The sequence below is a fragment of the Streptomyces sp. TLI_55 genome (genome assembly GCF_900206255.1).
GTDB lineage: Bacteria > Actinomycetota > Actinomycetes > Streptomycetales > Streptomycetaceae > Streptomyces > Streptomyces aquilus.
The window spans coordinates 155,317-181,335 of sequence record NZ_OAOJ01000001.1 but is presented as its reverse complement, the minus strand read 5'-3'; the positions used below and the strand labels follow the sequence as shown (position 1 = coordinate 181,335).

General features: G+C 68.5%; 23 protein-coding genes and 1 pseudogene. 17 read left to right on the top strand and 7 right to left on the bottom strand.

Going from position 1 to position 26,019, the window contains the following annotated elements; all coding sequences use genetic code 11:
- The first annotated feature begins 283 nt into the window (after positions 1-283).
- Positions 284-859: a hypothetical protein gene (locus CRP56_RS00950; RefSeq protein WP_257039957.1), complete on the top strand. Its 576-nt coding sequence runs from the start codon at positions 284-286 to the stop codon at positions 857-859.
- Positions 860-1,236: 377 nt separating this feature from the next.
- Here the strand turns inward: CRP56_RS00950 and CRP56_RS00945 are convergent, their stop codons facing one another.
- A complete protein-coding gene (locus CRP56_RS00945) occupies positions 1,237-2,736 on the bottom strand; it encodes an FG-GAP-like repeat-containing protein (protein ID WP_097259519.1) in 1,500 nt (499 codons plus the stop codon).
- A 26-nt stretch (positions 2,737-2,762) separates the two neighbouring features.
- On the opposite strand from CRP56_RS00945, the pseudogene CRP56_RS49240 reads away from it, so the two are divergent.
- Positions 2,763-3,122 (top strand): annotated as a pseudogene (locus CRP56_RS49240) (SAM-dependent methyltransferase); the annotation flags it as partial.
- 87 nt (positions 3,123-3,209) lie between these two features.
- Here CRP56_RS49240 and CRP56_RS00935 read toward each other — a convergent pair.
- Positions 3,210-3,527 carry a putative quinol monooxygenase gene (locus CRP56_RS00935; RefSeq protein WP_097259518.1) on the bottom strand — a complete coding sequence of 106 codons (318 nt, stop codon included), beginning with the start codon at positions 3,525-3,527 and terminating at the stop codon, positions 3,210-3,212.
- 144 nt (positions 3,528-3,671) lie between these two features.
- On the opposite strand from CRP56_RS00935, the gene CRP56_RS00930 reads away from it, so the two are divergent.
- Entirely contained in the window at positions 3,672-4,577 is a 906-nt protein-coding gene (locus tag CRP56_RS00930) for an AraC family transcriptional regulator (protein ID WP_097259517.1), read from the top strand.
- 155 nt (positions 4,578-4,732) lie between these two features.
- Complete coding sequence (locus CRP56_RS00925) at positions 4,733-5,482, top strand: SDR family oxidoreductase (RefSeq protein ID WP_097259516.1); 750 nt, start codon at positions 4,733-4,735, stop codon at positions 5,480-5,482.
- Positions 5,483-5,656: 174 nt separating this feature from the next.
- On the opposite strand, the gene CRP56_RS00920 is transcribed toward CRP56_RS00925, so the two are convergent.
- Positions 5,657-6,418 (bottom strand): class I SAM-dependent methyltransferase, encoded by a 762-nt coding sequence (locus CRP56_RS00920; RefSeq protein WP_097259515.1) that lies wholly within the window; start codon positions 6,416-6,418, stop codon positions 5,657-5,659.
- A 254-nt stretch (positions 6,419-6,672) separates the two neighbouring features.
- On the opposite strand from CRP56_RS00920, the gene CRP56_RS00915 reads away from it, so the two are divergent.
- Positions 6,673-7,230: a sulfite exporter TauE/SafE family protein gene (locus CRP56_RS00915; protein WP_097259514.1), complete on the top strand. Its 558-nt coding sequence runs from the start codon at positions 6,673-6,675 to the stop codon at positions 7,228-7,230.
- Between the two features lie 302 nt (positions 7,231-7,532).
- Here CRP56_RS00915 and CRP56_RS00905 read toward each other — a convergent pair whose 3' ends face one another.
- Positions 7,533-8,240, bottom strand: a complete 708-nt coding sequence (locus tag CRP56_RS00905; protein WP_097259512.1) for an NAD(P)-dependent oxidoreductase — start codon at positions 8,238-8,240, stop codon at positions 7,533-7,535.
- 116 nt (positions 8,241-8,356) lie between these two features.
- On the opposite strand from CRP56_RS00905, the gene CRP56_RS00900 reads away from it, so the two are divergent.
- On the top strand, positions 8,357-9,073 hold the full coding sequence (locus CRP56_RS00900; protein ID WP_257039956.1) for a TetR/AcrR family transcriptional regulator: 717 nt from the start codon (positions 8,357-8,359) through the stop codon (positions 9,071-9,073).
- Positions 9,074-9,664: 591 nt separating this feature from the next.
- Positions 9,665-10,318 (top strand): hypothetical protein, encoded by a 654-nt coding sequence (locus tag CRP56_RS00890; RefSeq protein ID WP_097259511.1) that lies wholly within the window; start codon positions 9,665-9,667, stop codon positions 10,316-10,318.
- Positions 10,319-10,482: 164 nt separating this feature from the next.
- On the opposite strand, the gene CRP56_RS00885 is transcribed toward CRP56_RS00890, so the two are convergent.
- A complete protein-coding gene (locus CRP56_RS00885) occupies positions 10,483-11,655 on the bottom strand; it encodes an epoxide hydrolase family protein (protein WP_097259510.1) in 1,173 nt (390 codons plus the stop codon).
- 101 nt (positions 11,656-11,756) lie between these two features.
- Here CRP56_RS00885 and CRP56_RS00880 point away from each other — a divergent pair, with 101 nt between their 5' ends.
- The 8 genes from CRP56_RS00880 (at position 11,757) to CRP56_RS00845 (ending at position 21,689) form a co-directional block, all read left to right on the top strand.
- Positions 11,757-12,335, top strand: coding sequence for a CGNR zinc finger domain-containing protein (locus tag CRP56_RS00880; RefSeq protein WP_097259509.1), 579 nt, complete (start codon positions 11,757-11,759; stop codon positions 12,333-12,335).
- A 239-nt stretch (positions 12,336-12,574) separates the two neighbouring features.
- Entirely contained in the window at positions 12,575-13,168 is a 594-nt protein-coding gene (locus CRP56_RS00875; protein ID WP_179850918.1) for a toll/interleukin-1 receptor domain-containing protein, read from the top strand.
- 1 nt (position 13,169) lies between these two features.
- Positions 13,170-14,243 (top strand): protein kinase domain-containing protein, encoded by a 1,074-nt coding sequence (locus CRP56_RS00870; RefSeq protein WP_097259507.1) that lies wholly within the window; start codon positions 13,170-13,172, stop codon positions 14,241-14,243.
- Between the two features lie 118 nt (positions 14,244-14,361).
- On the top strand, positions 14,362-15,786 hold the full coding sequence (locus CRP56_RS00865; RefSeq protein WP_257039955.1) for a TIR domain-containing protein: 1,425 nt from the start codon (positions 14,362-14,364) through the stop codon (positions 15,784-15,786).
- Complete coding sequence (locus CRP56_RS00860; protein WP_257039954.1) at positions 15,783-17,711, top strand: SPFH domain-containing protein; 1,929 nt, start codon at positions 15,783-15,785, stop codon at positions 17,709-17,711. Before CRP56_RS00865 ends, CRP56_RS00860 begins: the two co-directional genes overlap by 4 nt.
- A gap of 823 nt (positions 17,712-18,534) precedes the next feature.
- A complete protein-coding gene (locus tag CRP56_RS00855; protein ID WP_097259506.1) occupies positions 18,535-19,977 on the top strand; it encodes a glycosyltransferase family 39 protein in 1,443 nt (480 codons plus the stop codon).
- A gap of 201 nt (positions 19,978-20,178) precedes the next feature.
- Entirely contained in the window at positions 20,179-20,358 is a 180-nt protein-coding gene (locus tag CRP56_RS49235) for an aromatic-ring hydroxylase C-terminal domain-containing protein (RefSeq protein WP_373559621.1), read from the top strand.
- Between the two features lie 206 nt (positions 20,359-20,564).
- Positions 20,565-21,689 (top strand): amidohydrolase family protein, encoded by a 1,125-nt coding sequence (locus CRP56_RS00845; RefSeq protein ID WP_097273559.1) that lies wholly within the window; start codon positions 20,565-20,567, stop codon positions 21,687-21,689.
- 311 nt (positions 21,690-22,000) lie between these two features.
- Here the strand turns inward: CRP56_RS00845 and CRP56_RS00835 are convergent, their stop codons facing one another.
- Entirely contained in the window at positions 22,001-22,333 is a 333-nt protein-coding gene (locus CRP56_RS00835) for a winged helix-turn-helix transcriptional regulator (RefSeq protein ID WP_257039953.1), read from the bottom strand.
- Entirely contained in the window at positions 22,333-22,461 is a 129-nt protein-coding gene (locus CRP56_RS48160) for a hypothetical protein (RefSeq protein WP_257039952.1), read from the bottom strand. The genes CRP56_RS00835 and CRP56_RS48160 overlap by 1 nt, the downstream gene beginning before the upstream one ends.
- A 127-nt stretch (positions 22,462-22,588) precedes the next feature.
- Between CRP56_RS48160 and CRP56_RS47435 the strand changes: the two genes are divergently transcribed.
- Positions 22,589-22,891: a hypothetical protein gene (locus CRP56_RS47435; protein WP_179850917.1), complete on the top strand. Its 303-nt coding sequence runs from the start codon at positions 22,589-22,591 to the stop codon at positions 22,889-22,891.
- 541 nt (positions 22,892-23,432) lie between these two features.
- Positions 23,433-25,982 (top strand): discoidin domain-containing protein, encoded by a 2,550-nt coding sequence (locus CRP56_RS00825; protein ID WP_097259503.1) that lies wholly within the window; start codon positions 23,433-23,435, stop codon positions 25,980-25,982.
- Positions 25,983-26,019 lie beyond the last annotated feature (37 nt).

Below are 26,019 nucleotides of genomic sequence, written 5' to 3'. Positions count from 1 at the left end.
GCCGCTCGCCAGTGACGACCGGGGCGAGACCGTTGCCTGTTGCACCCCCATTGGGGCCAGCCGTAAGGAGCTGGTTCCGCTGCAGCACTTCCGAGCGGGTTCGGGAGGCGCTGGGTGCCCAGTTGGCCGTGTGTGGGAGAAGTGGCTCTGGCCCAACTTCCGTGCAGCGGACATAGATGCGCTGGTGGGTAGGGGCTGCGTTCCCGGGTCCGTGCAGCGGGCGCGTGGGTAGATCCCCGGTGTCGGTGGGGCGATGTCCGCCGGTACGGTGACAGGGGGGCGGATGGGAGGCGCGCTGGTGTGCAAGGTGGATCACGAGGCAGCAGCGGTGACCGCAACAGCGGCGCTGACGGCGGCTTACCCGCACCTGAGGCAAGAGGCTTGTCTTCATCCGGCACTGGAAGGGTGCGAGGACGTGGAGTGGTCCTCCGTTCCTGGCTGCCGGGTTGATGTCCCAGTCGTCCTGCGGGGGCTGGCCGATCCAGACGCGGCTGAGATGGCAGAACGGGCACTGGACTGGCTTGTGATGTCCGGGCCGATGTCCATCAGTGCGACGATGCCGGCTGTCGTCCCGTACCTTCTTCGGCTGACTGCCGATCCGTCGGTCCCACGTCGGAACGAGTTGTTCGGGCTCCTGCTCGCAGCCGCCGCCTTGTCCGCACCGACCGACCCCGACAGCGCGTGGGACATGGCGGTCGGCGGCCCTGAAGAGGATCACCCTGAACGGGCCCTGTGCCGGGCGGCGTTCGTTGCCGACGCGGCATGGGTGCGACGTCTGCTGGCCGACGATGAGCTGTTGGCCGGCTTTCACCTGGACGACGGCGATCGGGCGTCACTGGTCCAGGCGGCCGGGCTGTGAGGGCCTGCGGTTGAGAGAGCGAGAGAGGGTGCTGTCGTGGAGCGACGTGACGAGCCACTGCCCTCTTGCGCAGAAGGCCACCACTGCTGGCGCCAGTCTCACAGGGGGCACAGCCCCGAGCCAGGTGCGCGGGAGGAGTTCGGCGTATCACCGCGACGTGCTGCTTGCGGCCGTTGACCACACAGTTGCCGCGCAACCTGGGCCGCTGCTGTTGGAGTGCGAAGGGGTGCCGCGTGCAGTTGTGGTGGCGGTGGCGGGGTGAGTGCTCGGTTTCGAGCACTGCAGACGCTGCGCGGCCCGGGCGCTTTCCGCTGTGGACGTCAGTGAGCGGCGCGTCCGCACCCGCGCGGGAGACCGGACGGTCCCACCACAATGGCCTAGCGGTCGAAGCCGCTGCCGAGGTGGCTGGCTGTGGTGCCCAGGCCCAGTGCCGGCGGGCCGAAGGTGGCGGAACCGGTGCCGGTCGGCACGGGTGACGCGCCCTTGAGTACCCAGACCCCGCCCGCCGGGTTGTTCTCGCCCGGGGCTCCGATCCAGAGTTCGGCGCGGCCGTCACCGGTCGTGTCCGCCAGATGCACGGCGGCTCCGAACGTGTCGGAGCGCTCCGCGGTGCCGGGCACGGAGGTGCTGTTCTGCGTGAACGTCTTCGCGCCGGAGGCGGTGATGCCGGATGGGCTGCCGTGCAGGAGGGTCACCGCGCCGGCGTCGGCGGCGCTGCCCACGTCCTCGCCCGGTGCTCCGACGGCGAGGTCGAGACGGCCGTCGCCGTCGACGTCGCCGAGACAGACCAGGCCGCCCCAGTCGTCGCCGTACTCGCCGGTGCCCGGGACGCCGACGGTGTCCTGGTCGAAGCGGATGCCTGGAACGGTGGTGTCGGGGCCCGAGGGGCCGCCGCGCACGATCTCGACGGCGCCGCCCACGGCGTTGACATCGTCGGTGCCCTGCATGTCCTCGTCGCCGGGGCGTCCCAGGACGATGTCGGCGTGGCCGTCGCGGTCGAGATCGCCGACGGCGACGTCGCGGCCGCCGTCGATGGTCTGGCCGGTGGCCGCATCACGCAGGGTCTGCCCGGTTGAGAGGCCGTGCGCGGAGCCGGGGAACCAGTTGACCAGACGCGGACCGTGGTAGGGAAGTTCGTCCTCGCCGTGGGAGATGACGGCGACGACGTCGTCGAGGCCGTCGCCGTTCACGTCCCCCGCGGCGAGCACGGGCGGGTTCCACACCTCTTCCGGGTTGCCGCCCACGCGGGCGTCCATCGCAGCCGTGTGCGCCGGGCCGGTGGTGCGGCCGAAGGGGCCGTACGCGACGGTGGTGCCGGTGGCGAGGTCGCGGTGGCCGTCGCCGTCGAAGTCCCCTGCGGTCAGGGCGACGCCCAGGCGCTCGAACGGGGCGCCCTTGATCACCGTGCCCCCGGTCAGGCCGCCCTTGGCGCCCCACAGCACGGTCAGCGTGCCCGCCTGGTTGTCGGTGTCGCCGACCGCCTCGCCCGGGGTGCCCACGACGAGGTCGGTGAAGCTGTCGCCGTCGAGGTCGGCGGCGGTCAGGGTGGAGCCGAAGGTGTCGTCCCTCTCCGCGGAGCCCGGCACCCCGGGCGTGTTCTGGCTGTAGACGCGGCGGGTCTGGTCCTTGAGGGCCTTCGTGCTGTTGCCGTACGTCACGGCGACGTACCCGGCGCGCTCCTGGCGGCCGACGGTGGCGAGGGACGCGGCCGCGGCGGTGTCGGCCACGCCGTCGCCGTTGAAGTCGGCCCGGGTCGTGCCGGTGGCCTGCTCGGCGGTGGCTGGCCCGGCCAGGGCTGTGGGGGAGAGGGCGGCGGTCGCGGCCAGGACCACGCAGATGGCCGTCGAAGTTCGAAGGGTGCGGGTGCGGGTGTGCACAGAACCTCCTGCTCACAAATGCACTGATGCGGCAGACCCCTGTATCGGTCCACGCACCAGCTCAAGACCCCGCACATCACCGGAGGGTTGTACAAGATCCACCGGCAGTTCGCCGGGAGGCGGGAGGGCGCCGACAAACCACCCGGGCACTTCACCCCCGTAGGGAATATCCGGTGTCGCGGTCGGCTGGACTGTCCCTACCCTCGATTTCGCCGGTGTCCGTGCTGGATATCGGCTGTGGCTGGGGCGAGTTCATGCTTCGCCTCCTCGCGTCGACGCCCGCCGCCACCGGCGTCGGCATCGACATCAACGAGGAGGATCTGGCCCGTGGGCGCGCCGCCGCCGAGGCCTGCGGCCTGGCCGAGCGCGTCCGCTCCACCCGACAGTCCGCCGTCGACACCACCCACGGTCCTGCCGAGCTCGGTGCCGCCTCGGCAGGCGCCTGGCCGGTGGGCCGGGGGATTGAGCGGGCTTCAGAAGGCGGCCTTGCCGCCGAGAGGGACGTGGTCGGTGTACTGGGGCTCCTTGGGCAGGAGCGGGTCGATCTGCGCCAGGATGGCTCGGGCGGCCTCACCGGCGAAGATCCGGTGATGGTCGTCCTCGCTGGTCCAACCCTCGATGACGTGGGCGACGTCGGGATCGGAATCGGAGCGGGAGACCAGGTAGACGACGCAGTGCTCGCTCGCGCCGGGGCTGCCCTCGGTCAGGCCGGTCAGCAGCAGACGCACCAGCCGGTCGCCCATGCCGGGCCTGGCGGTCAGGGTGGCACTGAATCCATAGTTGGCGATCACGGTTGCCCTCTCGGTCGGTGGTGGAGTGCGGTGATTCCATTGAATCCACCTGACCTGCGGCAACGGTAGAACAATGCTTGCCCGCACTTGCACGATCCTCGCGAATACGGGAGTCAAGGCCTGCAACGGTGCTGAAATGTCCCCATGCCTCTCGAAGAGCTCCGCACCCTCCTGGCCCGGCACGCCCGGCCCGACTGGACCACCGCCATCGACGGCGTCCTCGTCTCGAAGGTCGACCGCTCGGAACCGCCGGCCCCGTCCATGTCCGGCATGGTGCTGGCGGTCATCGCCCAGGGCGCCAAACGACTCGCCCTGGGCGACCGGGTCTACGAGTACGGAGCCGGGCAGTACCTGGTCGCATCCGTCGACCTGCCCGTCACCGGACAGTTCACCCAGGCCGACCCCGAACAGCCGGCGCTCGGCTTCGGGCTCGTCCTGGAACCCTCCGCCGTCGCCGAGTTGCTCCTCCAGGCCGGCCCCGGAGACGCCCCCCGCGCCGGCGCAGGCACGCCCTCGGGAATCGCCGTCAGTGATGCCCCGCCCGCGCTGCTCGACGCCGTGGTCCGGCTGCTGCGGCTGCTCGACGAGCCCCGCGACCGGGCCGTACTGGCCCCGCTGGTCAAACGCGAGATCCTCTGGCGGCTCATCACCAGCGAGCAGGGGGCGACGGTCCGCCAGCTCGGCCTCGCCGACAGCGGCCTCAGCCACGTCTCCCGCGCCGTGCGCTGGATCCGTGAGAACTACGCGCAGCCCTTCCGCGTCGAGGACGTGGCCCGCATGTCCGGCATGAGCGCCTCCGCCTTCTACCGCAACTTCCAGGCCGTGACCGCGATGAGCCCCATCCAGTTCCAGAAGCAGATCCGGCTCCAGGAAGCCCGGCTGCTGCTCGCCACCCACCCGGGCGATGTCACCGGAGTCGGCCAGCGCGTCGGCTACGACAACCCCTCCCAGTTCAGCCGGGAGTACCGCCGCCAGTTCGGCGCACCGCCCAGCCGGGACGCCGTACGGCTGCGTCAGGCCGTGCGCGCCCCCACCGGCGTGCTGCCCTGAGCGGCAAGGCAACCGGAGGAGGATCAGGCAAGGGGAAGCGAGGATAGTTCTATCGTTCCCGCAGGTCAGAGCGATCCAATGGGATTGGCAGTTCTTCAGCGGAGCAGGAAAGCGCACATGCTCCGCACCTCCCAACACATCGCCGAGGGGCACACATGAAGACCGTTCTGATCACGGGTACATCGTCCGGATACGGCCGGGAGACCGCCCTCCACTTCCACGCGCAGGGGTGGAACGTCATCGCCACGATGCGCACCCCCCGTACGGGCGTCCTGCCCGAGTCCGACCGGCTCCGCGTCGTCGAACTCGACGTGACCGAGCCCGCGAGCATCACGGCCGCGCTCGAAGCGGCGGGCCCCATCGACGCCCTCGTCAACAACGCGGGCGTCCCCGCGATCAGCGTGTTCGAGGGCACCCGCATGGCCCTGGTACGGGAGGTGTTCGAGACCAACACCTTCGGTGTCATGGCGACCACGCAGGCGGTGCTGCCCCAGTTCCGCGAACGCGGCTCCGGCGTGGTGGTCAACGTGACCTCCAGCGTGGTGCTGGGGCACATGCCGCTCACAGCCGTCTACAAGGCGAGCAAGATGGCGATCGAGGGGTTCACCTCGTCCCTCGCGCTCGAACTCGCGCCCTTCGGTGTGCGGGCGAAGACGGTCCAGCCGGGCGCCTGCCTGACGACGAACTTCGCCACCAGGGCGACGCAAGGCGCCGCACCGGACGAGCTGGTCCCGGCGCCCTACGCACCATGGGCGAAGAAGGCCATGGAGTCCTTCATGGGGCAGGAGCTGTTCACCAAGGAGACCGATGTCGCCGAGGCGGTGTGGCGGGCCGTGCACGACACGACCGGTCAGCTGCGATTCCCGGCCGGCCCCGACGCGGTCTGGCTCGCCGAGGCGAAGTGACCTACCCGCAGGCATGGTGACGTGCACGGGGGCCAGAATCCGGCCCGCGCCCACGGGCGGGGCCGGGCCGGGCTTCCGTGTGACGCCTGCTTGAGACAGCCTGGCCGATCGGTCCGCGTGAGCGGCGCCCGGTCGGCGGGTGAGCTCCTCGAGACGGGCAGCGCGTCGACCCGATCAGCTCGCCAGTCGGGCTTTCCAGATTTCCTCGCTGGGCCACTGCTGCGCCCAGTCGGCGGAGACTTCGAAGTAGTCCCGCGCGGACGGGGGCGCCTGAATCTCGATCAGGTCCTCGACGACGAAGTTGCAGGACCGCAGCAGGCGGATCATCTCGCCGTGCGGCAGGACGAATTCCACGTGGTTTCCCCAGTCCAGCCGTGTCAGGCCGAATTGGCTGCGGGTCAGAGTGGTGGATGCCGGTCCCTCGGGCGGTACACACAGCGCGAACAGCGGTGAGTAGCGCGAGAACACCAGTCGGCCTCCGGGAACGAGGAGCCGGGCGGCTTCCGGGATCCACTGGTAGGGGTCGCACCACAGTGAGGCGCCGTACTCGCTGATCGCCAGTCCGAACGAGTTGTCCTCGTAGGGCACCTTTTCGGCATTGCCCAGCACCAGGGGGAAGTCGAGGCCGAACTCCGCCTGCATCGCGCGGGCAGTGGCGAGCTGCTTCTCCGAGAGGTCGATCGCGACCGGGTGGGCTCCGGCTCTGGCCAGCCATGCGGAAACGTAGGCAGTACCGCAGCCCAGCTCAATGGTGCGCATCCCGTCGATGTCGTCGGGGAGCAGGAAAACCTGCGACTCAGGGGTGGACCACAAGCCCCAGGACGGCTCCGCCTGCGCCCAGTGGTCACGGGCGAGCGGCCCGTGCCATGCGGCGGCCTCGTCGTCCCAGAAGCGCCGGTTCTGCTTCACATGGTCCGCCGGGGCGTCATGAGTCATGGAGACATTTGACCGACGATGCAGTTGTTCCGGCAACGGAATTCCCACTACTTGGTTTTGGCCCGGTCGCGAGTGCTGGTGCCGCGCTTGTCGTCGGTGCTGGTGGAGACGGTGGAGTCGGGCCGCGGCCTGCTCAGGATCACGGTACGGCCCCCGGACGCAAGCCCCGGCCGACCCCATGGCTGCGCGGTGGATCCGTGCGGAGTGCACCGTCCTTGGCATGGGCCCCCAGGGGGCGGGAAGCATGCGCTGCCATGGAGATGGTGTCGCCTGCGGTCGTGAGGGCGGCCGCGACGTTCGTCACCGCGGCACCGTCGGCGGTCGCCGGGTTCGGCGGCGGGGTGCTCCTGCTGCCGGTGTTCGTGACCGTCCTCGGTACCCGGGGCGCGGTCGCGGTCCTGACCGTCGCCCAACTGGCCGGCAACTGCAGTCGGGTGTGGTTCAACCGACGCGACGTCGACCGGCGCCTGGGCGGCATCTTTGCCGCAGGGGCCGTCCCCGCCGCCGCGGCCGGGGCGCTGGTGTTCGCCACCGCGCCGTTGCCCGCCCTCACTCGTGCCGTCGGCGTGTTCCTGCTCGTCATGGTCGCCTGGCGGCGCTTCAAACCGGACGCGGCCCGGCTCGACGACATCGCGTTCTCCGCCATCGGCGCCGCTTCCGGCTTCGGTTCCGCGCTGGTTGGCTCCGTCGGCCCGATGGTCTGGCCGGGGCTGGCGGGCCTCCCTCACCAGCAACGTCCATGCCGAACCGCCGGGGGGACCATGCCTCACCGAAGGCGCAGGGCTCTCGTCGGTCAGCCGCATGCTGTGTAGGGCGGGAAAGCAGCCTCGCGGCCGGTGAAATCCTGGTCCGTGTCGGGCCAGCGTCGGCGCAACAGGCTCGGTCGCTGCCCCCTGCTCGACATCGACATCGCGGTCGCCACCCCGAACTCCTTCTCACCGGCAAAGCCGTCGTCGCCAACAGGCCGCTGCTGCATCGGGTGCGCACCTCCGTCACAGCGTGCCCGACTGTGGGCCCGGCCGGGCCTACGGGGTTGGTTCGGGTGGATGTTGGATGTTGCCCTGGCCCGTGGGGGAGTTGAGTACGTCCCCCACGGGGGCGTGGGGTGTGGTCGTCAGTAGCCGATGGTGAAGCGGCGCTGCACGAAGCGCGGCAGCTCCGCCTCGTCGATCAGGGCTATGGCCGCGTCCTCCACCGAGATGCGGCTGCGGCCGTCGGCGTCCAGGACGGGCTGGTCGCCGCCGATGCGGAAGCGGCCGGTGCGTTCGCCGGGGCCGATCTCCTCCGCAGGGCTGAAGTAGGTCCACAGCCGGTTCGATGTCCGCAGGACGTTCAGGGCGTCACGGTGACCGCGTACCGCTGCGGCGTATTCACGGGGCAGCCCGAGCTGGTCGAGGGCGGCGTGCAGCAGTTCGTCGGAGTCCGCTCGCACCACTCCGGGTTCGATTTCGAGGCTGCCGGCGCCGCCGATCACGATGAGCCGGGTCTGCGGGCGGCCCTCCAGCGCCTTCAGCAGAGCCCGCGCCGCCGTCGCGTAGGCGGTCGGGTCGGCGATCGAGCGCCGGACGGTGTCCGCGAAGTCCTTCGCGGCGTTGCCCGGCTGGAATGCGCTGATCAGGACGTCGAGTCCGGGCAGGACGCCGGCGATGCTCTTCGGGTCCAGGACATCGACGCTCGTCCAGGTGATGTTCTCCCGACGCTCTTCGCGCTGCGCCTGATCGGCGTCCCGGCTGAACGCCCTGACGCTGTGTCCGCGATCGAGGGCCTCGCTGACGACCCGGCTGCCGATGGTGCCCGTAGCTCCGATGACTCCGATGTGCATGGTTCTCCCCGGTGCATGCAGAAGTGGGACGCCACGAACGGTGACGCCGTGCGGAAACTATACGCCGTGAAGTTTCTATACGGCGCTGAGTAAGTCGACGCTGTAGAGTGCCTGTTGTGACAGCCACGGGAACCGGGGGACGGCGCGAGCGGCTACGGGCCGAGACCACAGCCGAGATCAAGAAGGTCGCACTGGCCCTGATGGCCGCGGCCGGACCGGACGCCATCACCCTGCGGGCCATCGCCCGCGACATGGGGATGACCGCCAACGCCATCTACGGCTACTTCCCGACCAGGGACGACCTGGTCACCACGCTGATCAACGACGTGTACACCGCCCTGGCCGACGCCGTGGATGCGGCATGGCAGACCACGCCCTCCACCGAGCCCGCCGTCCGGATCGAGGCATGGGCCGACGCCTTCCGGACCTGGGCCCTGTTCAACCCCCAGGGCTTCCGCCTCATCTACGGCGACCCCGTGCCCGGCTACCAGGCCCCCGAGGCGGGCCCCGCCCCGGATGCCGCGCGCCGGGTCTGCACCGGCCTCACCGCCCTCGCGGCCGCCGCCTGGCCGCACGCCGGGCACCTCTACCAGGACAGTGCCTTCGACTGGCCCGACTTCGACCCCGGGCTCCTGGAGAAGGTACGGCCCGCCTTCCCTGACCTGCCGCCCGCAGGCGTCGCCCTCGCTCTGCGTATCTGGGGGCATCTGCACGGACTGGTCTCGCTGGAGGTCTACGGCCACATGGGCACCCAGACCACCAGCCCGGACAAGCTCTTCCGCGAGGAACTCGCCCAGCTCATACGGACACTGGGCATCCCGCGCCCGCGCTGAGCGCCGAGAGGATCCGTGAATCACGGACCTTGATTGTGCGGCCACCTGGGGCGCCGGGTGCGCGGGGTGTGCTCAGAGGCAGTCGGTCTGCCCCTTGTTGTGTGAGCCCGCGTTGTCACGTCGTCCAGTACGGTCGCGCACGGCTCTGGGGGCAGTGCCGCCGTCAAGCCCGGAAAGGTCGTATGGGCGGAGCAAGGTCACCTCGCCGTCGACGAGGCGGTCAACGTGGCCTGCTGGTGCGACACCGAGCACGCCACGCATGACATCGACGCTGTCAGAGTTGTTGTCGACGACGAGACCTCGATGGGGCTCGCTTATGAGTCGTTCGCCGGCGAAGCAGGACGTCTCACAACGTTGCTGAAACTCATGGACATTGCCCGCACCGACCCCGCCCACACGTCGCCGGAACTCATCGACAAGCGTTGCCGCCCATCGACATAGGCATGCAATTAATCGGTGTGTAGCGGGTTTCGGCATCTGTAGCATCGGCGGACGTCGCCAGGGGCCCGGTCACCAGCCACGACCGAACGGCTGCGACATTCGTCAGGCGAGAGCGCCCACCGGCGTCGACCACATGCCTCGGGGGCACACATGGGCACATTCAAGCGCGTCAACCTGTTCTACGGCGTCGACCACGAGCAGGTGTACGCCGCGTTGGAGGAGTTCTGGCACCAGGAGGAGCACACACTCCACCTGGAGGACGTCCACGACATCAACCTCGATTCCTACGCCCTGCGCGAGCGGCGCGGCGACTGGACCGTGCTGGACTGGACCCGGGGCTGGGAGTGGGTCCTGCGCCGACGCGCCCAGCTTCACGTTTCACGCGTCTACGACTGTCCGGGCCTGCTGGTCTTCATCTACGACGACGACTTCTGGGGCTGCGAGCTTTTCCACCACGGCACGACGATCGACCAGTTCCAGCAGGAGACCGGCATCATCGGCTCGTTCTTCGGCGATCTTCCGTGCCAAGGGCGCCCCGACCTGCTGCTGGCCCAGTTCCCGGCTCTGAACCTGAACATCGAGCATGCCCGGGGCTATCTGACCCACTACGACATCGACGACCCCGGGTACGCGGACATCGACTGGGAGGACGAGCACGACCCTCTCAACCAGCCCGTCCGGCCGAGCGATGCGTACGGCCGCCTTGACGGAGGTGTCTTCTGGGACTTCCAGACCTTCCTCGGCGCCGACTACTGTGCCCCGGTCTGGCGGAGGTTCACCGTCTCGCCCCAGGCGCACGGGTGACCGGACAAATGATCGAACTCCGGCAGCGGCAGCCCAGGTTGCACGGCGACTACGTCTACCGACGCCAGAGCCGCGACCCTGCCCAGAACGGACACGGACATCGACGGCTCGCCCGACGAGCCGTTGTCGCCGTGATACCGGTCTGTGGCAATGGAGCGCCGCGTTCACCCAGCAGCGGCCAGCACTGCCGCGAGGCCTTCTTGCAGGTCCTTGACGAAATACTCGGGAACCTCCAACGACGGGAAATGGCCCCCGGTTTGGGGCAAGGACCACCGGACGATCTGCCGGAACCGCTCCTGTGCCCAGGGGCGCGGACACTTCTCGACGTCGCGGGGATACATGGTGAGTGCCGACGGGACGTCGACCCGAAGGTCCGGGTCGAGCGATCGGTGGCTTTCGTAATAGATGCGGGCCGCCGATGCGCCGGTGCGCGTCAGCCAATACAGGGTGACGTCGTCGAGAACCCGGTCACGGGAAATCCTCTCGAACGGGCTGTCCTCGGTGTCCGACCACTCGGCGAACTTGTCGAGGATCCAGGCGAGAAGCCCGACCGGTGAGTCGACGAGCGAGTAGCCGATGGTCTGCGGTCGGGTCGCCTGTTGTTTCGCGTAGGCCGCGCGGTGGTGCCAGAAATCGCGGGTTTCCTCGGTCCACTCGCGCTCGACCGCAGTCAGCCCGTCCGTCGTCAGCCTGGGCGGTGCCTCCACGGACGTTGTGTGGATGCCGAGAACGTGTGCCGGGAACCTGCCGCCGAGGACCGTGGTGACATTGCCTCCCCAGTCGCCGCCGTGGGCTACGAACTCGCTGTAGCCGAGCCTGCCCATCAGCTCCACCCACGCGGCCGCGATCTTTTCGGTTCCCCACCCGGTGGTGGCGGGCTTGTCGCTGTAACCAAAGCCGGGCAGCGAAGGGATCACGACGTGGAACGCCGGCGTGCCTGTGTCTTTCGGATCGGCCAGTTCGTCCACTACGTCGATGAACCGAGCGATGCTGTCCGGCCAGCCGTGGGTCAGGATCAGCGGAGTGGCGTCTGCGCGCGCGGAGCGACGGTGCAGGAAGTGGATTCCGAGACCGTCGATGGTCGTGCGGAACTGGCCGATCCCGTTGAGGCGCGCTTCGAACGACCGCCAGTTGTACCCGGTGCGCCAGTAGTCCACGATCTCGACGAGGTCGGCGAGCGGAACACCCTGGTCCCATCGGCGGGGATCGGGTGCGGCGTGACGGACCGTCTCGGCCTCCGGTAGCCGCGCCGCGGCCAGTCGCGCGCGCAGATCGTCGAGGTCGGCGTCCGCTGCATGGGCTTCGAATGCTTGCACGTCGCTGGTTGAACGGGGCATGGGACCTCCTGGGCATCACGGAACTGGCTGCGAACCCTGGCGAACCAGCTAAGACGGTTCTCCACGTCTTCACGCTGCTTGTAACCGGCTAAGGTGGTTCCATGCGCGCTGGATTCCCAGACTTCCGTCTCGGCAACGTTCTGGCGACCAGCTTCACGGGGACCCTGTCGGAGCGTCACGGCAACGCGGTGGAGCGCATTCCCACGCCGCACCGACTCGTTGACTGGCTGGCGGTGAACGGCCTCGCCGTGGACTCCTGCACCACTGCCCAGCTCGACCTCGCTCGGGAACTGAGGGAGTCGATTCACGCCGCCGCTACGGCGGCCGCGCTCCAGGCTGCTATGCCTGCGTCTGCTGTCCAGGTCATCAATGACTGCAGCACTCAGGGCCGGGCCGCAGCGATCCTGACGCCCGAGGGCAAGCGGCAATGGCGGCTCAGCTCGGCTTCCTGCGTGGAAGATGCCCTCAGCGTGATCGCCGCCGACGCGATCAGCATCATCGCAGGTGAACGAGACGGAAGGTTGGCCTTGTGCGCATCGCCAACCTGCCGAGCCGCCTTCTTCGACACCAGTCAAAGTCGCACCCGCAAATGGTGCGACATGAACACGTGCGGGAATCGTCAGAAGAAAGCGCGCTTCAATGCCCATCACCGCGCAAGCCGGGGATCAGCGAAGCCCTGAGAGGGCGTTGAACCGATACGCGGGCATGGACTGAAGCCCGTATCCGAGTGACGTGTCGGATCGGGGGCGCAGCCATCAGGAGCCGGCGGTCGAGAGCCCGCTCACGGGCCTGACGTCCAGGAAGTCGATGCCGGCTGCTGCCTTCCGTCGGTCACACAACTGCAGGTGTCGGCGGCGGAATGGAGCCGCTGCGTGAAACCCGGCGACTGCAGAAAGCAACCGCCCCTACACTCCTCGTCATGACGGGGGTCGAGTGGGGAAACCTGGTGATCGGGATCGTCGGCGTGGTCGCCGCAGTGGCGGGCGTCTTCTACGCCCATCACGAATACCGCGAGCGGCGCTCGGCTGCCGGCCACGGTGGTGGTGGCGGCGGACGCCGACCACCCGAGCCGCCGGACCCCTCGGCGCGGCGGAGGTCCTACGACGTGATCGTGTCGTACGCCGCCGGAGATGCCGATGCGGCCGAACTTCTCGCCGGGCGACTGCGCGCGGTGGATCTGGAGGTGTTCCTGGCGCGCTGGGTCGCGCCCGGCCTGGTTCCGCTGCTGGAGGCCGACCAGGCGCTCATGGAGGCCGGCTGGGGTGTGCTGCTGTATGGCTCCGGGACCACGGCCGATGAGCGCGCCCGCCACGAATACGCGGCGCTGCTGCACCGCAAGTTCGAGGGGGGACTGCGGTTCGTGCCGGCCCGGACCAGCGACGACCCGCTGCCCCCGCTCGCCGCGATCCACCAGGCACTCGACCTCACCCGTCCCGGCACCGAGCACTACGACCGCGAGGTCGCCCGCCTGGTGCGGATCGTTTCCGCGCCGCGTCGCCCGGCGGGGGCCTGACATGGGCGTCACCCGGCAGTGGCGGCTGCCGCGCTGGACCGAGGTGCGGGAGCTGCACCAGGGCCGGTGCGGACGGATCGTGCTGGCGTGGCCGGCTCCGACCCGGGACCGCCGGGACGGCGTGCCGGTCGTCGGCGACGCCGGCGGGGCGGCGAGCCCGTTCGACAGCGCCGGGTTGGGGCAAGTACGCCCGGCCGTGGTGCGGTACGTGCCCGCGCGGCTTCTGGTGCACCGGGTGCGGGCCACCGCGTTCCGTGGGGACGTCGACCGGCTGGGCGGGCTGCGTTTGCCGGAGGCGGCCGTGCCGTACATGTTCGTACAGGCGCCCGCGTACCGGGTGGCGTACGAACGGTCGGGCGCGGCTGTCGGCGGGGCGCTCGTCAGTGACGCGGTACAGGGAACGACGCTGGTACGTCTGTTGGACTGCCATGGCGCGCTGTCCGGTCCCGCCGCGACGGTCCTGTGGTGCGGCGTCCTGCGGGCGCTGGCCGCCGTACACGCGCGCCGGACCACGCACGGCGATCTGCGGGCCGGGAAGGTGATGGTGGGTGCGGACGGGGGAGTCACGGTGATGGGTCTCGGGCTCGCGTCACTGGCCACGGGCGCCCCCGAGTCGCGCGCGCCGGAGCTCTGGCGCGGTACCGGCTCGCCGACCGCCGCGGCGGACGTGTACGCCGCCGGATGCTTGCTGCATCTTTGCCTGACCGGCCAACAGCCTTTTCCCCCAGGGAGGTTGTTCAGCCTGATGGCATGGCACACCACTGCGGCGATACCGCTTACGGGTGTGCCCGCGCCGCTGCGGGAGCTGTTGGCCGCTGGACTGACGAAGGACCCGGAGCGGCGCCCGGGCGCCGACGCCCTGCTGGCCGAGGTGGAACGTTCGGTGCTTCCCGGCTGGGAGGATCAGGGCAGGTCCGAGTTGGGGACACGCGCCGGGCCCTTGGCGGAGGTGCTGCCGCGGACGCCTCCTCGGACGTCTTCGGCCTCGCTGTGGCCGATCCGCCCTCTCGGAGGCACCGCAGGCCGCCTGCCACCTCCGGTGGTACGGCCTCATACACCGAAGAGTTTGGATTAGTACGACATAAGCAAATTCCGTCCTGTGTGCGGAAATCAAGCCCTACTCTGATGTCCCCGCGGGCCGCCGGTCCGGCGGGAACGGCCCCAACGCGTCCAGGCCCGGGAGGTCCGAGCCGTTGAACGACCTGCCGAACGACGTGTTCCTCTCCTACGCGGCCGACGACGCCGACTGGGCGGAACGGCTGGCCGGCGAACTGGTCAGGCACGGGCTGACGCCCTTCTTCGCGCCGTGGAGCATCGAGCCGGCAGACGTGATCGTCCACCGCTTGGACGGTGCGCTGCTCGGTACCCGCAACGGAATCGCCGTGATCAGCCCGGCCTCCGCGCGTTCACCCCGTGCCATGGACGAGTACGCGGCGCTCGCCACCGCCTCGGCCGAGCGGGGACTGCGTTTCATACCGGTCCTGCTGGGCCGCGTCGCCGTACCGCCGTTCGCCGCGAACCGGGTCTGGCGGGACTTCAGCGAAGTGAGCGACGAGGAGTTCGCCGAGAAGGCGGCCGAACTGGCCGCCGTCATCGCGGGCCGGCCCGGGCAGGCGGGCCCGGCGGGCGCCCGCGACAACCTCACCGCCGCCCAGCGCTCCCCGTCCCGGCCGCTCACCGCACCGGACGTTCCCGCCTTCGTCGTCTGCTACGCGGACGCCGACGCCGAGTACGGCCGGGCGCTGGCCGGTCAGCTGCGCACGGCGCGCCTGCCGGTCTGGTCGGTCGATGATCTGCGCCCGGGTGACGCCCAGTTCTGGGCGATCCGTCGGCAACTGCGCGAGGCGCTGGCCGTCGTGGTGGTGATGACCCCGCGGTCGCAGGACTCCGACGACGTCACCCGGATGATCCTGGAAGGCCAGGTGCACGGGCGGCCCTTCGTCCCTGTGCTGCTGGACGGGGAGGCCAACTACCATCTCGCCACCGTCTGGCACATCGATGCCCGCGACGGTGCCCTGCTCGATGACAGTGCCCTTGATCTATTGCGCCGCCTGCGCGAAGACATCGCCGGCGCCCGGACGCCCCGCCTGCCCGAGCCTGCCCGTCGCGGCCACGTCCCGGCGGCGCGACTGACGTCCTCCGCCGGGCTGGAAGAGCTGCGCGACCACCTCGCCGAGGGCGAGTACGAGCACGCGGACCTGCTGACCACCCGGCTGGTGATGGAGGCGGCCGGCCGGACCACGCAGGGCTGGCTGAGCGCGCGTGACGCCGCAACCGTCCCGCGTGGGCTGCTGGCGGGCATCGACGCCTTGTGGGCCGGACGCACCGACGGGCGGCAGGGTTTCCGGCGTCAACTCTCACTCGCCCCGGTCGGGGGACGGCGTGGTCCGCGCTTTCCCGATCTGAGCGCCGCGCTGGGGTGGCGTGACTCCGCCGAGTCCGCCGTGCCCCGGCTCTACCGTGACTTCGCACAACGAGCAGGACCCGGCAGACGATCCGGGTTCTACCCGACCCTGCGGGACCCGGGTCACGAGAACGACCCGGACTGGTACGACCGTTGGAGTTCCACCGTGCTGGCGCTGCACGCCCGGCTGCGGGAATGGGGATATGGCCCGTGATCTTATTCTTGATTCTCTTCCTCGCCGTTGCCCTGGCAGTGGCCTGGAACGCGCGCGTCATCGTGCCCGCCGACCATGTCGGCATCATCACCCGAAGGTACGTGCCCCAGCATCCGGACCGCGCGTACCAGCATGTCAACCCGCACAACGCCCGCGGTGTGCTGGCCCGTACGCTGTCACCCGGCGTCCACTGGCTGTGGCCGGTGTTCAACTCGGTGGACTGCGTGCCCAGGGTGCATGTGCCGCAGGACATGATCGGCGTGGTGACAGCCCTGGAAGGCCAGAACAGGTCCGGCCGGGGACGGCTGGCGCGGCATGTCGACTGTGACAACTTCCAGGACGGTGTGGGGTTCCTGCTCGGCGGCCCCGACGGAGCCAAGGGTGAACAAGGCATCCAGCTACGGACGTTGAGCGGCGGTCAGGCGTACTACATCAACACCCGCCTCTTCCGGGTGGAGATGCGGCCGCGCACGTATGTGCCGCCGGGCACGATCGGTCTGGTCCAGGCGAGGGAGGGCGGTGTCCGGCCGCCGGACCAGCGATTCGGCCGGCACGTCCCGTGCGAGAGCTTCCAGGACGGGGAGGCCTTTCTCGCCGGTGGCGGCGAGCAAGGCAGGCAACTGGCCATCCTGGGCGGCGGGAACAGCTACGACATCAACCCGGAGTTGTTCGACGTGATCACGGTCGACAACGTGGCGGCTTCCCGCGAGGGCCTCACCGAGGCTCATCTGCGAGAGATCTCGATCAAGGAGGACTACACCGGCGTGGTCATCGCCCTGGACGGCGCCGATCCCGGCCAGGAGGCGGACGGCGCGGTGGCTCCCCTGGTGCCCGGCCACCGCAACTTCCGCCTGCCGTGGGTCTTTCTGGAGAACGGCGGACAGCGGGGCGTCCAGCAGGAGACCCTGGGCAAGGGCCCTTCGTACGCTCTCAACCCGTGGTTCGTCCGTGTGCTGGTGATCCCCACGCGCGTGCTGATCCTCAAGTGGCACAACAAGCAGCAGTCCGAGGCCGACAACTACGACGCGGATCTGGGACAGATCACCGTCAAGGTCCAGGGCCGCTTCGAACTGTCCGTGGACCTCTGGCAGAACCTCCAGATCCCGCCGCGGGTGGCACCCGCGCTGGTCAGCCAGTTCGGCGGCGACAGTACACCCGGCCATGGCGGTCTGGGCGGCTTGGTCGACGATCCGGCACCGATGAAGCGCTTCGTACGGGACGTCCTGGGCGTGGCCGTCACCGGCTACTTCAACGAGATCGCCATGACCTACTCCGTCTTCGAGTTCCTGGACAGCTACGAGGACGTGCGCAAGAACCTCACCGACCGGGTCAAGCACGCGCTGGGCAAGTGGGGCGTGAAGATTCTGGAGACCAACCTCGGCGACTTCGAGCCCGTCGACCCGTCGATGCTCGAGGCGCTCAAGGCGGAACTCATCGAGGAGATGCGGGGCAAGACGCTCGACCAGGCCGTGAAGAACGCCGAGCGTGAGGACATCATCGACAAGTACCTGGCGCGCGCCGAGGCCCGCCGCGTCGGCCTGGAGATCAAGGCCGAGGTGGAAGCGCTCGGCCGGGACAACGTGGCGATGATCCGCATCGTGCGCGAGTTCGCCGGCTTCGACGTCCCGCAGTACATCGGCGGCGGCGGTGACATCTCGGCGTACCTCTCGACCATGCCCCTGCCCGCCGTGCAGGACCTGTTGGCCCGACTCCGGCAACTCCGCCTCGACCAGCAGCTCACCCCGGGATCGAACCGGCAGGAACTGACGTCGGACGATGCCGGGAAAGGGGAGGTGCCCACGGGCACCGAGCAGACCGTGTCCACAGCGGACCTCGTCGGCGCGGCGCATGACGCGGCCGACGGTGAAGCCGAGAGCCTGAACACCGGCGAGGCCTACAGCCCTGAGACACGGCCGCGGACCTGACCGGCACCAACCCACGACACGGACGGGGCGGCACGACAAGGCCGTCTGCCGGGAAGGGGAACCCGCGCGTTCTCCGCGGAGATCGGTGAGCCGTCGTACTGCCTGACTGCGAGGAGCCTCAGGTGCGTCGGCTTGCCGTGGTCTCGGCGGCCACCGTCCGGCCTCCGGGCGGTGGGAAGCCGCCGTACCGCTGTCGCCCGGACCCAGCTGCCTGCTGCGGAGTGCCGCTCGGCAGCCGGCGGGCGTCGCTACGGCGCCCACCGGCCTCGCCCAGGGTCCGGCACAGCGTCACGCAGCGGCGTAGGACGTGGGCCAGCGGCGAGTCGTGGCGGTGCCGGTGGTCCACAGCGTGTTGCCGTTCGGCGCCAGGCGGCGGAGGTGAGGGCCTCGTCCTGGACATTCAGCGAGTAGCGGATGTGGGGTACGTCGGCGGAGGCGTCCCACACGGAGGCTGAGACGGCGGCAGGGACAGCACGTGGCTGCGGTCGGCAGGGGAGAGCACGGAGACTCCGGGGGCAGCTGCGCCTGCTGTGCGAGCGAGACCAGAGCGGAGCCTCGTCGGTCCAGAGGGACAGGGCATCGGTGCCGGCAGGTCACGCCACGCCTCACCACAAGATCAATTATCAGGCGGCGCTTGGCGCTTTCGTCGTGTGCGGCCGGTACTTCAGATCTACGTCTCCATGGTGATGCGGGGACCTCTCAGTACTTGTGAGGGACATCGAGGCTCGTCCCGGCAGGGGACGATCAAGATCATTCGTGACTCTAGCGTGGTTTGCAGCCGTGATCGGAGCGGCGTGTTGATGGCCGCTTCCTGGAGTTCCCCATGCCTACGAGTCCCACCGTGCCGTCATCGCGGCTGCACGTGCTGTGCGTGTCAGCCCTGGCGCTGATCCTTGGCCTTTGGGGGATCGCCCGCGAGAACAGCATGTGGCGTGACGAGGCGGCGACGTGGACGGCGGTCCACCGGACCGTGCCCCAACTCGGGCACCTGCTGGGGCAGATCGACGTCGTTCACGGTCTCTACTACCTGTTCATGCACGGCGTCTTCCAGCTCTTCGGCGACAGTCTTTACACGCTGCGCCTGCCTTCCGTCGCCGCCACCACGTGCACCGCTGCGGTGATCGTCCTCCTGGGCTCACGCCTGGCCGGCCGGTATGCGGGACTGGCGGCGGGCCTGTCTTTCGCGCTCCTGCCCGCCGTTCAGCGGTACGCCCAAGAGGGGCGCCCGTATGCGCTGGTCATGCTCTGTGCGGCCCTGGCCACTTGGCTGCTCGTCGTGTCGATCGACGATCCGGCCCGAGGCCGTTGGACGGCGTACGGCGCCGTCGCGCTGACCGCGGCGCTGCTCAACTGGTTCTCGCTCCTGATGCTGACCGCACATGCGATCACCATCGTCGTGACGAGACCGGCAACCACCGTCGTTCGACGCTGGATGGTCACCGCGTGCACCGTCGTGCTGTGCACTTTGCCCCTCATCATCGCGAGCCAGGCGCAGGCTCAGCAGATCGCCTGGATACCCCCGGTCAAGCCGAGTACCCTCCTCAGCCTTCTCCTGCCCCTGCTCATAGGGGCAGCCTGCGCATGGTGCGCACGATCCGAGACGGCTGCCCGTACTGCTCACGGCGCCCAGCCCACACTCATCGCCGTCGCCCTGCCGCTCCTCGGACTTCCGCCGCTCCTGCTGGTGGCGGTGTCGTTCGCTCAGCCCGTCTACCAGACTCGCTACGTTCTCTTCAGCTACCTGGGACTTGCGTTGCTCATCGGGGGAGCCTGGCAGGGGATGACGAAGCGCTTTCGGGCATCGTCCCAGCGCATCGGCGTATCAGTCCTGGCCATCGCTTTCGTCGGACTGCTTCCCGTTCAGATATCGATGCGCAGCGCGAGCAGCCGTGTTGATGATGTCCTGTTCGCGGCCCACGACGTCGCGGGCGCCCGTCAGCCGGGAGACGCGGTGCTGTTCATACCTGCAGCGCGTCGCGACACCGCTCTAGTCTCGCCGAGCGCGTTCACCGAAACCAGAGACGTTGCCCTGGCCCAAGATCCCTCTGCTTCCGGCACCTTGTACGGGCGGGAGAGGCCACCGCTGGAGATTGCAGATGCCATGCTGGCCGCGGACCGCATCATCGTTGTCAGTGACGACCACGTGTCCGCGCCCACGACTGACCGTGACCGGGCCAAACTGCAAGTCCTCGCCGACCAGTTCGTCCGCTGCACAGAATCAAGAGGCCACGGCCGCAAGGTCACGGTGTACCAACGTCGCTCGTGAGACTCCGTCAGGCGCAGGTCTAGGACGCGCTGGTGATGCCGGCAGCAGACTGCCGGACTTCGACCGTCGAGCCGGAGCGGTTCACCACGCTCGAGCGGGCCGCGATGGTGGCGAGACGGGAGAAGATCACCCCGGTCGGGACCGCCCCTGCTGCTGTGCCGGCGATCCCGAGCTCACTGATCGCTCCCGACCTGCACGTGCTTGAGGAGGGACAGGCCTTTCCATGAGGGGCGTCGGCTTCTGCTGGCCTCGTCGACCGAGCGCAGGGCGTTGCTGATCCGGCCCGACGGACTCGTCGCCTTGGACTTGCTTACCGGGCAGGACCTCGACGCCACCACGCTGGTGCGTGCGCTGGGCACATGGTTCGGCCAACGGGCCTGAGCACCGCTTTAACAGTCGTCTCAGGTTCGCTCGGTACGAAGTACGCATCCAGATGAGCGCTGCAACCCGTATGGAAGCGGCTGGTGATGGCAGTGGACGCAGCGCCCTCGGAAGCGCCTGGTAACGACGAAGGGGCGATCTGAAGTGTCTTGCGGACGGATGCCGCATGGATACCGCACCACACAAACACTTGAGGAGAAATGGACATGAAGTCCAACGGAAACCCTCTGAAGCACTTCACGATGGGACGCCGCGGCTTTCTGGCCGGCACGGCACTTGGCGTTGGTGCGGGCTTCTCCACGCATGCCATTGCCTCCCGTGCGGGAGCGGGCGAGACCTCGGAATATTCGCTGCGCGACCAGGACCTGCCTTTCATTGGCGCGGAAGAGACCTTTTCCACTCATGAGTTGATGGTGCTGAACGACAGACTGTTCCTCGAGGATACTGGTCTTGCCGAGATCGGTCAGCGCCGCATCGGCGCTATGGATGAGGCGGGGCTCAACGTTCAAATCCTCTCCGCACACACGCCAGGTGTGCAGAATGTCCCAGGTTCGAAGGGAATCGATTTTGCGTATCGTCTCAACAAGATGCTCGTCGATGGACCGATGGCCACTTATCCAGGGCGTTTTCAGGCATTTGCAACCTTGCCGCTGCAGAGTCCGGAGGCCTCGGCGGACGAACTGGAACGCACAGTTCGGGAAGATGGCTTCCTGGGGTGTCTGACCAATGGAATCATCGGGAAGAAGTTCCTCGACCATCCCGACTTCGATCCCCTGCTGGCGCGCGCCGAAGCCCTTGATGTGCCGATATACATCCATCCGGGCCTGCCGCCCGACGAGGTTTTCCAGATCTACTACAGCAATATGCGGCCGGAATATCAGAAGGAGTTCCAGGATCAGGTTCTCAGTATCTCTGCGTACGGATGGCACCAGGAAGTCGTTACCCAGTGCCTCCGGATGATCACCGCAGGGGTATTCGACAGATATCCCAAGCTCCAGATCATCATCGGCCATATGGGAGAGGGTCTTCCGTTCTTCTACAAACGCATCGTGGAGAAGATGAGCGAAGTGACCGAGAAGAGCCTGGAAAAGCCGTTCGAGCAGTATTTCCATGATAATTTCTGGTTCACAACCAGTGCATTCCCTCAGACTGAACTGCTCGATCTCCTGCTGAAGTACATAAGTGTGGATCGAGTACTGTTTGCAACCGACTACCCGTTTGCGGACATGAAAACCCAGACCGACTGGTTCCGGGCGGTCGCTTTACCGCGCGAAGCCAAGGAGAAAATCGCGTTCCGAAATGCGGAAAAGCTGTTCGGAATAAAAGTCTGACACCGATCCTCCGCCTCTGTGATCTCGTCGTCTACCCAGGCGAACGCCGCCTCTTCTTCCCGCGTTGTCGCCCACGCCGGGTCGAAGGGAAGTGTGTCCAGCGCCGATCCATGATCCGGGTTGAGCCACACCCGCAGCGGCTTCACGGGCTTGTTCGGCAGCCCCCACTCCGCCAGTTGGCGGCGCTCGGCGGCCTCCCGGCGCCGGGGTCAGCAGACGGTGCGTCTGAGAGCCCTCGAGTCGACGGTGCGGCTTCGCGGCAAACGGGTTCAGCGGTCCGTCCACACCCACGCGGGTTCGTGGGGAGTGGGTCAGGATCCGGCGTCGTATCGGGCGCGTGCTGTCCGCATCTCGGTCTCGTGGGCGGCTGTGCCGGGGTGAAGGGTGCGGCTGATGAGTCCGTCGCGTTCCAGCGATCGCAGCGTGCGCACCAGCATGCGGCGGCTGATGCGCTGGACCGACCGGTCGAGTTCGTTGAACCCGTGGCTGCGCTGCGCCAGGAGCGACAGCAGTACCGGGCTCCACTTGTCGTCGACACGACGCAGCAGCGCCGTTGCCGGACACCGCTGGTGGTCGTCGACGGTTACCAGCACCGTGACGCCGCCGACGGGTTTGACTGCCGGGGTTTCAGGGAGGGGTGACATCAATGTGCCTTCTTACGGGACGACGTCCAGCGCACCGACGCCGCCCGCGTCCTGGCGTTGTCCCGCACTCCGGAGAGGAGTGCCGACTTGGGCGTCGCGAAGGCGGGTGTGGGGAACGTCGTCTTCACCTCTCGCACCCGCGCCGAAGTCCCGGGACGCCCCAGCCCACTTGTCCCCGACTACAGGGCCACGGAACGGTTGCTGGCGGACTCTGGGCCGCCCTTTGCGGTAGTCCGCTTCAACGTCTGGGTCGAAATGCTGACCCTGATCGGCGTGGCCCCCAGGGCCATAGCCACCGGAGTCCTTCCCGGTAACAGCCGGGACGGGCGCATCGGCCATCTCACCCTTGACGACAGCGCTGCCGTGGCCGCCACCGTCCTGGCCGAGGGAGGCAGCCAGGGGGAGATCCTGGAGGTCACCGGGCCCGAGGCAGTGACGGACACAGACATCGCTGCTGCGCTGACCGAGGCCACGGGCCACCGCGTGCGGCTTACCGGTCGGCCGGCCGCACCGGTCGCCGACTACTTCGCGGCGCACCGCGCCGATCTGGTCGGCTGACCCTGACCCTGCGGTGGCGCCTGCACCGCTACGTGGATCTCCACTTCGGTCGCGGCTGTTGCGTGGGTGGACTGAGGGTTCGTGATGACGGCCGTAGCCAACCGCCTGACCCCGCCTGGCGAAGGGGTGGCCACCGGTCCAAGCACCGGTGGCCACCCCCTCGTTCCGACGCCGGACTGCACAGCCACGCGCCTGCCTGAATGGCGCGCAGGTGCAGCTGGGCCTGCGCCTCTGGTTCCGCAGGTGAGATTTGAGAACCAAGCCGCAGCTCATGCGGGCACAGCCGGCTTCATCGGGCCTGCCCTGGCATCACCCCCTGAAGGCTGACGGTGGGTCAGGGCGCCTGGAGCGTGCACGACTTGCACGGATTCTGATGTCCCAGGGCTTGCCGAACACTGAGGTCAACATTTAAATCAAGATGTGAACTAAGTGCCGGCGCAACGTGGTTGCATCGTTCACCACATTGCGCGCCGCACCCCGCACCCCGCATGCAGCACGGCCTTTCACGACGATCCTTCATCCACCCCCAGGGGAACATGGCATGAGACTCAGATCTCTCGGTATCGCGCTCGCCAGTACGGTGGCGCTGATCACCCTTCCTGTCGTCGCACCACCGTCGGCCCTCGCGGCCGACGCCAACCTGTCCCAGGGCAGGACAGCCGCATCGTCCTCGACGGAGAACGCGGCAACTCCCGCCGCCGCCGCGGTCGATGGCGACACGGGCACCCGCTGGTCCTCGGCCGCCACCGACGACCAGTGGTTGCAGGTCGACCTGGGGGCCGCGGCCTCGATCAGTCAGGTGGTCCTGAACTGGGAAGCCGCTTACGCCACGGACTACAAGATCCAGGTCTCGCCGGACGGCGGCTCCTGGAGCGATCTTCGGACCGTCACCGGTGGGGACGGCGGCACCGACACCCTCACGGTCTCGGGCCAGGGCCGCTACGTCCGTATGCAGGGCATCCACAGAGCCACCCCCTGGGGATACTCGCTCTGGGAGTTCCAGGTGTTCGGGACGCCCGGCACCACCCAGCCCGCCGCCTGCTCAACCGCCAACTCGGCGCAGGGCAAGACCGCTTCGGCGTCCTCCACGGAGAACGCCGGCACCCCGGCATCCGCGGCGGTCGACGGTGACGACTCCACCCGCTGGTCCAGCCAGGCCGCCGACCCGCAGTGGCTGCGCGTCGACCTCGGCTCCTCCCAGGACATCTGCGGGATCGACCTCAACTGGGAAGCCGCGTACGGCAAGGACTTCCAGCTCCAGGCTTCCCCCGACGGTCAGAACTGGAGCACCCTCAAGACGGTCACCGGCGCGACGGGGGGCCGCGTCTCCTACGACGTGAGCGGCACGGGGCGCTACGTCCGCGTCCTCGGCACGGCCCGCGCCACCTCTTGGGGCTACTCGCTGTGGGAGTTCGCCGTCCACACCACGTCAGGCGGCACCGGTGGCCCGATTCAGGGCGGCGGTGATCTCGGCCCGAACGTGATCGTCGTGGACCCCTCCACGCCCAACCTGCAGCAGAAGTTCGACCAGGTCTTCACCCAGCAGGAGTCCGCCCAGTTCGGCTCCGGCCGCTACCAGTTCCTCCTCAAGCCGGGCACGTACAACGGCATCAACGCCCAGCTCGGTTTCTACACGTCGATCTCAGGCCTCGGCATGAACCCCGACGACACCCAGATCAACGGCGACATCACCGTCGACGCGGGCTGGTTCAACGGAAACGCGACGCAGAACTTCTGGCGCTCGGCGGAGAACCTCGCCCTCACCCCGTCCAACGGCACCGACCGCTGGGCCGTCGCCCAGGCGGCCCCCTTCCGTCGCATCCACGTCAAGGGCGGCCTCAACCTGGCCCCCAACGGCTACGGCTGGGCTTCTGGCGGCTACATCGCCGACTCCAAGATCGACGGCACCGTGGGACCGTATTCGCAGCAGCAGTGGTACACCCGTGACAGTTCGGTCGGCGGCTGGACCAACGGCGTGTGGAACATGACCTTCACCGGGGTCCAGGGCGCCCCCGCGACCAACTTCGACACCGGCCCGTACACCACGCTGGACACCACTCCGATATCCCGCGAAAAGCCGTTCCTCTACCTCGACGGCACCACCTACAAGGTCTTCGTGCCGGCCAAGCGGACCAACGCACGCGGCGTGTCGTGGCCCGCCAACGCCGGCACCTCGCTCCCGCTGGACCAGTTCTACGTGGTCAAGCCGGGGGCGACGGCGGCCACCGTCAACCAGGCGCTGGCCCAAGGGCTCAACCTGCTGTTCACCCCCGGTGTCTACCACCTCGACCAGACCATCAACGTCACCCGGTCCAACACGGTGGTCCTCGGCCTGGGCCTGGCCACGCTGGTACCTGACGGCGGCATCGACGCCATGCACGTAGCGGACGTCGACGGGGTCCGGCTCGCCGGATTCCTCATCGACGCCGGCGCGACCCGCTCCGACACCCTGCTGCAGATCGGCCCCGCCGGAGCGGCGGCGGATCATTCCGCGAACCCGACCACCATGCAGGACGTGTTCATCCGCATCGGCGGCGCGGGCCCGGGCCTCGCGACCAACTCCGTCGTCATCAACAGCGATGACGTCGTCGTCGACCACACATGGATCTGGCGCGCCGACCACGGGCAGGGTGTCGGCTGGGAGACCAACCGCGCCGACTACGGTCTGGTCGTGAACGGCGACGACGTCCTGACCACCGGCCTGTTCGTCGAGCACTTCAACAAGTACGACGTGCTGTGGAACGGCGAACGCGGGCGCACGATCTTCTTCCAGAACGAGAAGGCCTACGACGCCCCGAACGCCGCCGCCATCACCCACGACGGCATCGTCGGCTACGCCGCCTACAAGGTCGCCGACGCGGTCAACGTCCATGAGGCCTGGGGTCTGGGCAGCTACTGCAACTACACCTCGGACCCCTCCATCGTGCAGCGCCACGGGTTCCAGGTGCCGGTCAAGTCCGGCATCAAGCTGCACAGCATCCAGGTGATCTCCCTTGGTGGTAAGGGTCAGTACGCCCACGTCGTCAACGACACGGGCGCCCCCACCTCCGGCACGGACACCATCCCCTCCAAGATCACACAGTTCCCGTGACAGGCGGCTGGTGAGCCGTACGCCATCGACGAGAACA